We start from the raw sequence: 12,523 nt of genomic DNA on the forward strand, positions 1-12,523 counted from the left end.
GGGCCGCTCCGCCAGCGGGCGGCCCCCGCGACTCGACTTTCCCCACGAAATAGGACTAACTACGCTCTGGGTATGGCAGAGCAGGATCCGCACCACTCGCTCGACGCCGCCACGGAGGCGACCCGTAGCCTCCAGGGCCTGTCCACGGAACTGACCGCCCGGGTGCCGAGGCTGCTCGAAGCCATGCGCTCGGTGGGCACGGGCCTCGAACTGCACTCGACGCTCGACCGGATCTGCGAGACCGCCGCCGAACTCGCCCATGCCCGGTACGCGGCCATCGGCATCGTGGACGCGGACGGCGACGGGCTGTCCGACTTCGTCACCTACGGGGTGTCGGACGAGGTGGCGCGCCGGATCGGCCGCCGCCCGGACGGGCACCGGGGGCTGCTCGGCGCCCTCATCCACGACCCGCGCCCGCTGCGGCTCGCGGATCTGACCACCGACCCGAGGTGTGCCGGCTTCCCACCGGGCCATCCGGAGATGCGGACCTTCCTCGGCGTACCGATCCGGGTCCAGGGCGAGATCTTCGGCAACCTCTATCTGGCCGAGAAGGCCGGCGGGCGCGAGTTCAACGACTACGACCTGCACATGGTCCGGGTGCTGGCCACCGAGGCGGGCATCGCCATCGGCAACGCCCGGCTCTACGAGGCGGCCCGGCAGCGCGAGCGGTGGATCGACGGCTCGGTGGCCGTGACGACCGCGCTGCTCTCCGGCGGCGACGCGGACGACGCGCTGTCGGTCGTCGCGGAGCAGGCCCGCCGCCTCGCCGGGTCGGATTCCGGCATCGTGCTGCTGCCGGCCGAGAACGGGGGCCTGGAGATCGTCGCCGTGTCCGGCGAGGAACCCTCGGCGTCCCTCGGGACGATCTTTCCGGCACACAGTCCGGTGGTGGCGAAGCTGCTCGACGGCGAGGCCGTCTTCATCGACGACGCGGCCACCGACACGCGCATCGTCTCCGATCTCGCGGACCGCTTCGGCGCGAGCATGCTGCTTCCGCTCCAGAGCGGCGGCCGGGTGCTCGGCGCTCTGGCCACCCCCAGGGCCCGGGGCGGCCGGCCGTTCACCGAGGCGGAGCGCACCCTGGCCACACAGTTCGCCTCGCAGGCCGCTCTGGCCCTGATGATGGCGGAGGCCCAGCGGGACCGGGAGCGGCTGGCCGTCTACGAGGACCGCGACCGGATCGCCCGCGATCTGCACGATCTGGTCATTCAGCGGCTGTTCGCCACGGGGATGATGCTGGAGAGCGCACAGCGCCGGTCGGACGTGCCGGAGGTGCGGACGGGGGTGGGCCGCGCGGTCGACGAGCTCGACGTGACCATCCAGGAGATCCGCACCGCGATCTTCGCGCTCCAGCAGGAACCGGCCGAGGCGCCCTCGGGGCTGCGCACCCGGGTGCTGCGCGAGATCAACATGGCGGCCGTCCCGCTGGGTTTCAAGCCGGGGCACCGCTTCATCGGCGCGGTCGACGCCCTGGTCGGCGAGCTGACCGGGAAGAACCTGATCGCCGCGCTCCGGGAGGCGCTGTCCAACGCCTTCCGGCACGCCGACGCCGCCCGGATCGACGTGGTGGTGGACGCGACCGCGACCCTGCCGGACGGGCGGGACGCGGTCCGGCTCTCGGTCGCCGACGACGGGGTGGGCATCCCGGAGGGCGGCCGGCGCAGTGGGCTGCGGAACCTGGCCCGCCGGGCGGAGTCGCTCGGCGGGTCCAGCTGGTTCGAACCCGGGATCGGGGAGAGCGGCGGAGGGACGACCGTGGTGTGGCAGGCACCCCTGTGAGACCGGGCCGCCCGTGCGCCGTGCGACGGGCCGCCGCCGCCCCGCTTCCCGCCGCGTCGACGGATCAGTTGTTCGCCGCCCGTGTGGACGGGGCCCGCCCGGGGTCCGGTCCCGTCAACGGGTCCCGGAATACGTGCTTTCCCGGGACCCGTTCCCGTGAGCCAGCCAGCCAGCCAGCCAGCCAGCCAGCCAGCCAGCCAGCCGGCTCAGCGTTCCGCGTGCGCGCGGGTGCGTTCGGCGACGATCCGTTCGATGACGAGGGCGACGCCGTCCTCGTTGTTGGTGGCCGTGCGGCCGGAGGCGGCAGCGAGCGCGGCCGGATGGGCGTTGGCCATGGCGTACGAGCTGCCCGCCCAGCGGAGCATCTCCACGTCGTTCGGCATGTCGCCGAAGGCGACGACCTCGGCGGGGGAGATCCCGCGCTCGGCACAGCACAGCTCCAGCGTGCTGGCCTTGGAGACGCCGGGGCCGCTGACCTCCAGGAGCGCCGTCGGACTGGACCGGGTGAACGAGGCGCGGTCACCGGCCACGCCGTGCGCCAGGGCGAGGAAATCGTCGGGGGCCAGCGCTCCGTGGTGGGCCAGGAGCTTCAGTACGGGGGTGCCGGTGCCGGCCACCGCCTCGTGAAGGAGCGTTTCTGCTACGGCGATCGTGGCCCCGGGATCGAGGTGGAAGGGCGGATAGGCCGGTTCGTAGTGGATCCCGGTGGCCAGTTCGACCGCGAACGCCGTGCCGGGGGCGGCCGTGCGCAGCGTGTGCACGACGTCCAGGGCGATGGCCCGCTCCAGGTCCCGGACCTTCAGCAGCCGGCCCCCGTCGTGCAGATCGGCGACCGCGGCGCCGTTGGCACAGATCGCCAGACCGTGCCCGTGCACATGGTCGCTGACGACGTCCATCCAGCGGGCGGGGCGGCCCGTGACGAAGAAGACCTCGATCCCGGCCTCCTCGGCGGCGGCGAGCGCGGCGACCGTGCGCTCCGAGACGGTCTTGTCGTCCCGCAGAAGGGTGCCGTCCAGGTCGGTGGCGATCAGCCGGGGAGCGGCTGGAACAGGCTGTTCGGTAGCTGAGGTCACCGTTCCATTCTCGCGTACGCGGGTGCACGGGCGTGCGGAGGGGCGCCCATCTGAGTGCGCGCCCCGCTGAACAGCGGGTATGACTCAGGAATATGCCAGAGGTGTCCCGAGTGCCCTCGGAACCCCTGCGGGGAGGGGTGGGAGGCCGGTCGGGCGAAGGATGCCGCGACGCAGTTCCCCCGTTCCTCTGGCCGGATTTGCACCTGGGCCCGTCGCCGTCTGTTTGACTGCCCCTGGCTGGGTTTCACGTGAAACCACGGAGGGCCGGACGCGCGGCGCGGGCGCCTTCCGTGGCGTCGGCGAGGCACCGGCCCACGAGGCCGAGAGTGCGAGGGGTGCGGCAGTGCGACCGTCTGTTCAGGATCTTCGACGCAGGGGCGCCGCGTTCCGGGACCTCCATCAGGGACCGGGTGCCTTCGTCGTCCCCAACCCCTGGGACGCCGGAACCGCCCGCATTCTGGCGGGCCTGGGATTCACCGCCCTGGCCACCACCAGCGCCGGCCTCGCGGTGACCCTGGGCCGCCCCGACGGGGCCAACGGGCTGGACCGCGCCACGGTGATCGCCAACGCCCGGGAGATCGTGGAGGCCACGGACCTGCCCGTCTCCGCCGATCTGGAGAGCGGCTTCGCGGCCACGCCGGACGGGGTCGCCGAGACCTTCGCGGCGGCCGGGGCCGCGGGGCTGGTGGGCGGCTCGATCGAGGACGCGACCGGGCTGGCCGACGATCCGGTGCGTTCCCTGGCCGAGTCCGTGGACCGGGTGGCGGCGGCGGTGGAGGCCGCGCGGGCGCTGCCGTTCCCGTTCACCGTCACGGCCCGCGCCGAGAACTTCCTCTACGGGCGCCCCGACCTGGACGACACGATCCGCCGCCTCCAGGCGTACGAGGAGGCGGGCGCCGATGTGCTGTACGCACCGGCGCTGCCCTCCGCCGAGGCCGTACGGGCGGTCTGCGCGTCGGTCGGCAAGCCGGTCAACGTACTCGCCGGGAGTCAGCAGCCCGCCCTGAGCGTCTCCGAGCTCGCCGCCTGCGGGGTCCGCCGGATCAGCCTCGGTTCGTCCTTCTTCCGCGCCGCGCTCGGCGGCCTCGTCCGGGCGGCCCACGAGGTGCTCGACCACGGCACCTTCGGTTTCACCGCGGATGCCCCGCCCTATGGCGACGTGAACCGCTGGATGACCCGGGTGCACGGCCCGGGGCAGTGACCCGGCTGCTCCAGTGGGCCTCCCGGGGCGCCCGACGTAGGCTCGCCCCATGAGCCCGCGTCTGAGCACCGTGATCCTTCCCGTCGACCGCTGGCACGAGGGCGGACGGGCGAAGTGGCAGCGTGCCGAGGAACTGGGGCTGCACGCCGCGTACACGTACGACCATCTGTCCTGGCGCGCCTTCCGCGACCGGCCGTGGTTCGGCGCGATTCCGACGCTGACCGCCGCCGCGGCGGTGACCGGGACGATCCGTCTGGGCACCCTGGTCACCTCGCCGAACTTCCGCCACCCGGTCACCCTGGCCAAGGAGCTGATCTCGCTCGACGACGTCTCCGGCGGGCGCGTCACGCTGGGTATCGGCGCCGGGGGCAACGGCTTCGACGCGTCGACGCTCCGACGGGCCGACGAGGAACCCTGGACGCCGCGTGAACGTGCCGACCGGTTCGGGGAGTTCGTCCCGCTGCTCGACGAGCTGCTGCGCGAACCCGCCGGGCTGACCTCCGAGGGGACCTTCTACGCGGCCACGGAGGCGCGCAACCTGCCGGGCTGCGCGCAGCTTCCGCGCCTGCCGTTCGCGGTCGCCGCCACCGGGCCGCGCGGGCTGCGGCTGGCCGCCCGGTACGGGCAGGCCTGGGTGACCACGGGCGATCCGAAGCTGTACGAGGCGGGCAGCGCGGCGGAGTCGCTCGACGCGCTCCGGGGGCAGATCACCCGCCTGGGCAAGGCGTGCGGTGACATCGGCAGGGACGTGGACGAACTCGACAAGATCCTTCTCACGGGCTTCACCCCGGAGTTCAATCCCGACCTCACCGGAGGCCGGCTGGGCCCGTTCGCCTCTGTGGACGCGTTCGTGGACTTCGCGGGACGGCACGCGGAGCTGGGTTTCACGGAGATCGTGATCCACGCCCCCGTGCCCGCCGGGAGCCCGGAGTTCAGCGCGGCCGTGGCGGACCAGAAGCTCTTCGAGGAGATCGTCACCCGGGGGCTCGACCAGCTCGCCGGGTAGGGCGCCGGGACCCGGCTCAGCCCGGGAGGCGCAGGAATCCCGGGGCTACCGCGTCGACGAGCCATACGCCGTTGGCGCTGACCCGGAAGACATGTCCTTGGCGGTGCATGGCGCCCGCGTCCACGGACAGCACCACAGGACGGCCGCGCCGTGCACCGACGCGCGTCGCGGTCTCACGGTCGGGTGAGAGATGGACATGTGTGCGATTCATGGGTCGCAGCCCCTCCTCCCGGATCGGCTCCAGGAACCGGGCGACCGTGCCGTGGTAGAGGTACGCGGGCGGTTCGGCCGGTGGCAGCCCCAGGTCCACGTCCACGGTGTGGCCCTGGCTGGCCCGGATGCGGTCGCCCTCGATGGCGAAGCGCCGTTTGTCGTTCGTCGCCACCACGTGGTCGAGCTCCGCCCGGGTCAGCGGGACCCGGTGGCGGGCCAGGGCCGCCAGCAGGTCGTCGATGGCCACCCACCCGTGGGCGTCCAGCGTGATCCCGATCCGCTCGGGCTGATGGCGCAGGTGTTTCGAGAGGTACTTGGACACCTTGACGGTGCGTCTTTCATCCATGAGATGTTCGCTCATGGACTCAGAGTGACGGGTGGCCCCCGTTCCCCGCATCCGGATTTGACGGCCGGCCGGCACTCGCGCGTTCTTCGCGTGAGCAATTTTCGTCCACAGGTTTGATCCACAGCCAACTAGGGTTATCCACAGGTAATTTGGCGATTCTGTGGACAACGACTGTGTAGATCAGTCCACTTGATCAACTTTATTGGCATGTGCGTGAGATGTCGTAAGTGAGTCCAATGTCCTTGTCTGTACCTCGCGTTCCGCTGCCGCCGCGATGAAGGCCGCCGCGTGCTCCCGGCCAACCAGCCGCTCCACGGCGCCGATTGTCTCCGGCGGCAGGGACACCGAGACGGGCGGCGGCCCCGCGGAGGCCGACGTGAACGGGCCCTCCGTCGTCAGATGGTGCTCCAGATGCCGGGTCGCGAACGTGCGCATGGCCCTGGCCAGTTCGGCGTCCACGGTCTGCTGCGCCAGCGGACGCAGCCGCCGCACCATCGAGGCGGCCTCCGCCGCGTCCGAGTCCGTCGGCGGGCGATGCCCGAGATAGCGGGCGAAAACATGCTCGGTCGTGAATTCGAGGAAGCGTGAGGCTATTTGCTCCACCTGACCGCGAAGTTCCCTCAGATGCCCGGAGATCGCGTCCAGCGGTACCCCGGCCCCGAACAACTCCACGGCCACGGCCAGCTCCTGGGGGCTCGGCACCAGGAACTCGTCGTCGCGCCCCGGCACCCGCTCCAGCACACCCAGGTCCACCGCCTCGGCGATCGCCTCGTCGTCCGGCTGCCCGCCGAACCGCTCCTCCAACTCCGCCCGGGTGACGCGGTCCGCCCGCTCGTCCGTCCACGGACCGTGCACCTCGGCCACGAGCCCGAGCACCCCGCCCAGGCCCCGCCCGGTGTCCCAGGCGTCCAGCAACTCCTTGATGCTGGCCAGGGTGTAGCCCCGGTCGAGCAGATCGGCGATCTGCCGCAGCCGGGACAGATGCGTGTCCCGGTACACATTGGCCCGGCCGCGCCGCTCCGGGGTCGGCAGCAGGCCCCGGTCCTGGTAGGCGCGGATGGTGCGGACCGTGGCCCCGCTCGCGTGCGCCAGGTCCTCGATCCGGTACTCGGCGGCCCTCCGGCCGGCCGCCGACGGCCCGCCCCCGCTCACAGCGGCGGCTTCATACGGGCCACCCGGCGCAGCGTCCCCGGACTGACCCGCGACAGGAAGCGGGCCGCACGGGACTCCGGTGTCACCGGCACGACCGCCCGATTGCGCACCACCGCGTCCAGGATCGCGTCGGCGACCTTCTCCGGCGGATAGTTGCGCGCCCCGTACAGCTTGCTCGTCCGCTTCCGCAGCCGCGCCTCCTCCTCCGCGTCGACCCCGGCGAACCGCGCGGTCGAGGTGATGGTGGTGTTCACGATGCCGGGGCAGATCGCGCTGACCCCGATGGACTTCTCGGCCAGTTCGGCGCGCAGGCACTCGCTGAGCATGAGCACCGCGGCCTTCGAGGTGCTGTACGCGGGCAGGGCCCGGGACGGCTGATAGGCGGCGGCGGAGGCCGTATTGACGATGTGGCCGCCCTGGCCGCGCTCGGCCATCTGCCTGCCGAAGAGCCGGCAGCCGTGGACGACCCCCCACAGATTCACGTCGAGGACCTCCCGCCACTGCTCGGAGGTGGTGTCCAGGAACGGCCCCGAGAGCCCGATCCCGGCGTTGTTGACCAGCACATCGACGATCCCGTACTCGGCGGCGACCTTCTCCGCCAGCTTCTCCATCGCCTGCTCGTCGCCGACGTCCACCGTCTCGGCCCAGGCCGCAGGGGCGCCGATCAGCGCGGACAGCTCCGCCGTGCGCCGCGCCCCCTCCGCGTCCCGGTCCACGGCCACCACCCGCGCCCCCGCCTCCGCGAACGCGAAGGCCGTGGCCCGCCCGATCCCGCTTCCCGCACCCGTCACCAGCACGAGCTGTCCGGCGAACCGCTCCGCGTACACCCCCTTCGGCACGGTGTCCCGGGCGGACGAACCGGGCTCGGCCGCCGCCTCGTTGGCCGTCACGAACTCGCCGATCCAGGCGGCCAGCTGGTCCGGCCGGGTGCGCGGCACCCAGTGCTTGGCGGGCAGGGCCCGTCTGGTCAACCGGGGAACCCAGGCGTCGAGTTCGTCGTACAGCTCCTCCGAGAGGAAGACGTCACCGGTCGGCGTGATCAGCTGGACCGGGACATGGGCGAAGGCGTCGGCGCGCGGCCGGCGCAGCCGGGAGCGGACGTTGTCCCGGTAGAGCCAGGCCCCGTGCGCCGCGTCGTCGGGCAGCGAAGGGGTGGGGTAGTCGCCCGCGGGCACCTTCTCCAGACGCTCCAGAATGCGCGGCCACCGCTTGCCCAGCGGTCCGCGCCAGGCCAGCTCCGGCAGCACCGGCGTGTGCAGCATGTACACGTACCAGGACTTCGCGCCCTGGCCGAGCAGCTGGCCGACGCGGCGCGGGGTCGGCCGGGACATCCGGCGTTTGATCCAGTGCCCGAAATGGTCGAGCGACGGGCCGGACATCGAGGTGAAGGAGGCGATGCGTCCCTCGGTGCGGGCCACCGTGGCGAACTCCCAGGACTGCACCGAACCCCAGTCGTGCCCGACCAGATGCACCGGGCGGTCCGGGCTCACCGCGTCGGCCACGGCGAGGAAGTCGTCCGTCAGCTTCTCCAGCGTGAAGCCGCCGCGCAGCGGGGCGGGCGCCGTCGACCTGCCGTGACCGCGCACGTCGTACAGCACGACGTGCCACTCCTCGGCCAGGCGCACGGCGACGTCCGTCCAGACCTCCTTGCTGTCCGGATAGCCGTGCACCAGCACGATCGTGGGGCGTGTCTCGTCGCCCAGTTCGGCCACGCACAGCTCGATGCCGCCCGTGGACACCGTGCGCTCGCGCGCACCGGTCAGACCTCGCGGACTCACGCCGTCACCCTCTCCTCGGCCCAGCGCCGCACATGCGGCAGATCGTCGTCCAGCCAGAAGGCGCTCTCCTCGGGATCCCGGGAGTCGGTGACGACCAGGATCTCCTCGAACTTCGCGCCGGTGCCCCGGAATCCGAGATGCGGTTCCACCGCCCACAGCCCCGGACGGGGCGGATGGTCCGAGAAGCGGTACGGACTCCAGAGTGGCGACCAGCCCTCCCGGTGCCCGTGCACCGCGTCGCTCAGCAGGCCCTTCAGCGACTGCGTGCCGAACCCGAACACATGCGGCGACCAACGGCGTTCATTCACGCGGTCGACCTTGTGGGCGATGACGCCGAAGGGATAGGCGCGGTGCCGGTTGGCGTAGCCCTGCCGGATCATCAGGCGCTCCACGTCCTCGTAGATCTCGCGCAGCGGGCGTCTTTCGCGCACCTCGCGCAGGATCAGCTCCCGGTGGTCGGCCAGATCGTCGAGCATCCGGTCGTGCAGCGGATTCGGCCCCAGGCAGCCCGAGTAGCCGATGTCCGCCGTGAAGCCGCGGTGGACCGGGGCCATGTCGAGGATGAACGGCATCCCCGGCTCCAGCCGCCGGTCGGTGGGGAAGAACTGCAGCGGCACCTTGAACCCTGCGAACGCCGTACGGTCGCCGAACCAGGCGAACGGCAGGTGGAACCAGTCGCGCACCCCGCGCTCACGCAGCCAGGTCCGCTGCATCCGCGCCGCCTCGCGCTCCGTCACCCCCGGCCGCAGCCGGGCGGCGACCGCCTCCGCGCAGGCGTACGCGAGCCGTTGTACTTCCCTGAACCCCCGGAGCTCCGAGGCCTGTTCGGTCGAGACGCGCGAAGTCATGCCACCGTCCGTTCCCTGCCGTGTGCGGTACGTGCCCGTAACGTGACACTGATGAATGTGACAATGTCCGGCGGCTGCGTCAAGGGGTCGGGCCCGGCCTGTGGACAACCCCGCGGTGGACCCGGCCGGCCGGCTCCACCGGTCCCGGTCCGTGTCGTCCTTCGTGGGGTGCCCCTACGGGGCCGTACGTCTGGAGTCTGACGGGAATCCAGCCGCCAGGTCTGACGACCGGTGTGGCCCGCGCCACTAACGTCGATGACGTGAATGTCATTGCGGCTGAAGGCCTGAGCAAGCGGTTCCCCCGGGTGACCGCGCTTGACCGGCTCTCCTTGGACATCGGCCCGGGTGTGACCGGGCTGGTGGGCGCCAACGGGGCCGGCAAGTCCACGTTGATCAAGATCCTTCTGGGTCTGTCCCCCGCGACCGAGGGCCGTGCCGAGGTGCTCGGGCTCGATGTCGCCACCAGCGGCGCCGCGATCCGGGAACGGGTCGGCTACATGCCGGAGCACGACTGCCTGCCGCCCGACGTCTCGGCCACCGAGTTCGTCGTGCACATGGCGCGGATGTCCGGTCTGCCGCCCACCGCGGCCCGCGAACGGACCGCGGACACGCTGCGGCACGTCGGGCTCTACGAGGAGCGCTACCGCCCCATCGGCGGCTACTCGACCGGTATGAAACAGCGCGTGAAGCTGGCCCAGGCCCTGGTCCACGACCCGCAGCTGGTCCTCCTCGACGAGCCGACCAACGGTCTCGACCCGGTCGGACGCGACGAGATGCTCGGCCTGATCCGCCGCATCCACACCGACTTCGGGATCTCGGTCCTGGTGACGTCCCACCTCCTGGGCGAACTGGAGCGCACCTGCGACCACGTCGTCGTCATCGACGGCGGAACGCTGCTGCGTTCCAGCTCCACCAGCGACTTCACCCAGACCACCACGACCCTCGCGGTCGAGGTCACCGACAGCGACACCCACCCCGACGGCACCGACGCGCTGCGCCGGGTCCTCACCGGCGCGGGCGTCACCCTGCTCGGCCTCGACGGACTGGACACCCAGGGGCTGCCCGGGGCCGGCCACATCCTGCTCGTCGAGGCGACGGGCGAGGAGACGTACGACCTGGTGCGCGACAGCGTCGCGGATCTCGGTCTGGGCCTCGTCCGGATGGAACAGCGCCGTCACCACATCGCCGAGGTCTTCCGCACGGAGGGGGAGCCCGCGGCGCACGACCGGGCGCCCGCCGCGGCCGTGCCGGCCGGAGCCGTACTGCAGAAGGGGAGCGGTCGCGATGAGCACTGAGACCGGCGCCGCGACCGGGAGCGAGACCTCCCGGATCCACAACATCGGCTACCGCGCCTACGACGGCCCGCGCCTCGGCCGCGCCTACGCACGGCGTTCGCTGTACTCGCAGTCGCTGCGCGGTTCCTTCGGACTCGGCCGCTCGGCCAAGTCCAAGGTGCTGCCCATGCTGCTGTTCGGCGTGATGTGCCTGGTGGCGGCGATCATCGTGGCGGTCGCGATCGCGACCCCGAGCTCGACGAAGCTGCCGATCAAGTACACCTCGTTCGCGATCTACCTCCAGGCCGTCATCGGTCTGTTCCTGGCCGCACAGGCACCGCAGTCGGTCTCCAGGGACCTCCGGTTCAAGACCGTGCCGCTGTACTTCTCGCGGCCGATCGAGCGGGCCGACTACGTGCTGGCCAAGTTCGCCGCGATGGTCACGGCGCTGCTGGTGCTCACGGGCGCGCCGCTCGTCATCCTGTACGTGGGCGCGCTGCTGGGGAAGTTCGACTTCGCGGACCAGACCACCTGGTTCGCCCAGGGGATGGTCTCGGTGGCCCTGCTCTCCGTGCTCTTCGCCGGTCTCGGCCTGGTCATGGCCGCGCTCACCCCGCGCCGCGGCTTCGGCGTCGCCGCGGTCATCGCCGTGCTGACCATCACCTACGGAGCGGTCAGCACCCTCCAGGGCATCGCCTGGTCCACCGGATCCACCGGCGCGGTGCCGTGGCTGGGACTCTTCTCACCGATCACGCTCGTCGACGGTGTGCAGACCGCGTTCCTCGGCGCGACCTCCGCCTTCCCCGGAGGGGAAGGCCCGGGGGCCGGGGCCGGAGCGGTCTACCTGATCGTTGTTCTCGCGCTCGTCGCCGGCTCGTACGCCGTCCTGATGCGCCGCTACCGGAGGGTCGGGCTGTGACCACCATCGAGATCGACCACACGTCCCGCTGGTTCGGCAATGTGGTCGCCGTCAACGACGTGAGCATGACCGTGGGGCCGGGCGTCACCGGTCTGCTCGGCCCGAACGGCGCCGGCAAGTCCACGCTGATCAACATGATGGCCGGGTTCCTCGCCCCCTCGACCGGGGCGGTCACGCTCGACGGACAGCCGATCTGGCGCAACGAGACGGTGTACCGGCAGATCGGGATCGTGCCGGAGCGCGAGGGGATGTACGACTTCCTCACCGGGCGCGAGTTCGTGGTGGCCAACGCCGAACTGCACGGTCTGGGGGACGCCGAGGCGGCGGCCGCCCTGGCCACGGTGCAGATGGAGTACGCGCAGGACCGCAAGATCTCGACGTACAGCAAGGGCATGCGCCAGCGCGTGAAGATGGCCTCCGCGCTCGTCCACAACCCTTCCGTGCTCTTGCTCGACGAGCCCTTCAACGGTATGGACCCGCGTCAGCGGATGCAGCTCATGGACCTGCTGCGGCAGATGGGGGCGGAGGGCCGCACGGTGCTCTTCTCCTCCCACATCCTCGAAGAGGTCGAACAGCTCGCCTCGCACATCGAGGTGATCGTGGCCGGCCGCCATGCCGCGTCCGGCGACTTCCGCAGGATCCGCCGGCTGATGACGGACCGGCCGCACCGCTATCTCGTGCGCTCCAGCGACGACCGCGCCCTGGCCGCCGCGCTCATCGCCGATCCGTCGACGGCCGGCATCGAGGTCGACCTCGGGGAGAACGCCCTGCGGATCCAGGCCGTCGACTTCGGCCGCTTCACCGCGCTGCTGCCCAAGGTGGCGCGTGAGCAGGGCATCCGCCTGCTGACCGTCTCCCCGTCCGACGAGTCCCTCGAATCGGTCTTCTCGTACCTCGTAGCGGCCTGAGTAGTGGCCTGAAAGGAGCGGTGACT

The 12,523-nt window shown here is 71.6% G+C and carries 11 protein-coding genes; 6 read left to right on the top strand and 5 right to left on the bottom strand.

From position 1 onward, the window contains the following. Nucleotides 1–72: 72 nt before the first annotated feature. Entirely contained in the window at nt 73–1,779 is a 1,707-nt protein-coding gene (locus ACZ4FH_RS01595) for a GAF domain-containing sensor histidine kinase (protein WP_467301556.1), read from the top strand. Between the two features lie 206 nt (nt 1,780–1,985). Here ACZ4FH_RS01595 and ACZ4FH_RS01600 read toward each other — a convergent pair whose 3' ends face one another. Beyond that, nucleotides 1,986–2,852, bottom strand: coding sequence for an HAD hydrolase family protein (locus ACZ4FH_RS01600; protein WP_467301557.1), 867 nt, complete (start codon nt 2,850–2,852; stop codon nt 1,986–1,988). A 343-nt stretch (nt 2,853–3,195) separates the two neighbouring features. On the opposite strand from ACZ4FH_RS01600, the gene ACZ4FH_RS01605 reads away from it, so the two are divergent. After that, on the top strand, nt 3,196–4,053 hold the full coding sequence (locus ACZ4FH_RS01605) for an isocitrate lyase/PEP mutase family protein (RefSeq protein WP_467301558.1): 858 nt from the start codon (nt 3,196–3,198) through the stop codon (nt 4,051–4,053). Nucleotides 4,054–4,102: 49 nt separating this feature from the next. Then, nucleotides 4,103–5,059: an LLM class flavin-dependent oxidoreductase gene (locus ACZ4FH_RS01610; protein WP_383631545.1), complete on the top strand. Its 957-nt coding sequence runs from the start codon at nt 4,103–4,105 to the stop codon at nt 5,057–5,059. Nucleotides 5,060–5,075: 16 nt separating this feature from the next. Here ACZ4FH_RS01610 and ACZ4FH_RS01615 read toward each other — a convergent pair whose 3' ends face one another. The 4 genes from ACZ4FH_RS01615 to ACZ4FH_RS01630 all read right to left on the bottom strand — a co-directional run bounded on the left by ACZ4FH_RS01615 (nt 5,076) and on the right by ACZ4FH_RS01630 (nt 9,396). After that, nucleotides 5,076–5,618: an RNA 2'-phosphotransferase gene (locus ACZ4FH_RS01615; RefSeq protein WP_467301730.1), complete on the bottom strand. Its 543-nt coding sequence runs from the start codon at nt 5,616–5,618 to the stop codon at nt 5,076–5,078. A 180-nt stretch (nt 5,619–5,798) separates the two neighbouring features. Beyond that, entirely contained in the window at nt 5,799–6,770 is a 972-nt protein-coding gene (locus tag ACZ4FH_RS01620; protein WP_467301559.1) for a MerR family transcriptional regulator, read from the bottom strand. Further along, nucleotides 6,767–8,548, bottom strand: coding sequence for an SDR family oxidoreductase (locus tag ACZ4FH_RS01625; RefSeq protein ID WP_467301560.1), 1,782 nt, complete (start codon nt 8,546–8,548; stop codon nt 6,767–6,769). Before ACZ4FH_RS01625 ends, ACZ4FH_RS01620 begins: the two co-directional genes overlap by 4 nt. Then, nucleotides 8,545–9,396, bottom strand: coding sequence for a M24 family metallopeptidase (locus ACZ4FH_RS01630; protein ID WP_467301561.1), 852 nt, complete (start codon nt 9,394–9,396; stop codon nt 8,545–8,547). Before ACZ4FH_RS01630 ends, ACZ4FH_RS01625 begins: the two co-directional genes overlap by 4 nt. A 305-nt stretch (nt 9,397–9,701) precedes the next feature. Between ACZ4FH_RS01630 and ACZ4FH_RS01635 the strand changes: the two genes are divergently transcribed. From ACZ4FH_RS01635 to ACZ4FH_RS01645, 3 genes are read left to right on the top strand one after another with little or no spacing between them, the layout of a single operon-like run. After that, nucleotides 9,702–10,691, top strand: coding sequence for an ABC transporter ATP-binding protein (locus tag ACZ4FH_RS01635; RefSeq protein ID WP_467301562.1), 990 nt, complete (start codon nt 9,702–9,704; stop codon nt 10,689–10,691). Then, entirely contained in the window at nt 10,681–11,589 is a 909-nt protein-coding gene (locus ACZ4FH_RS01640; RefSeq protein ID WP_467301563.1) for an ABC transporter permease, read from the top strand. The genes ACZ4FH_RS01635 and ACZ4FH_RS01640 overlap by 11 nt, the downstream gene beginning before the upstream one ends. Then, nucleotides 11,586–12,497 (top strand): ABC transporter ATP-binding protein, encoded by a 912-nt coding sequence (locus tag ACZ4FH_RS01645; RefSeq protein ID WP_467301564.1) that lies wholly within the window; start codon nt 11,586–11,588, stop codon nt 12,495–12,497. The genes ACZ4FH_RS01640 and ACZ4FH_RS01645 overlap by 4 nt, the downstream gene beginning before the upstream one ends. Nucleotides 12,498–12,523 lie beyond the last annotated feature (26 nt).

Source organism: Streptomyces sp. NPDC024555 (assembly GCF_055559335.1).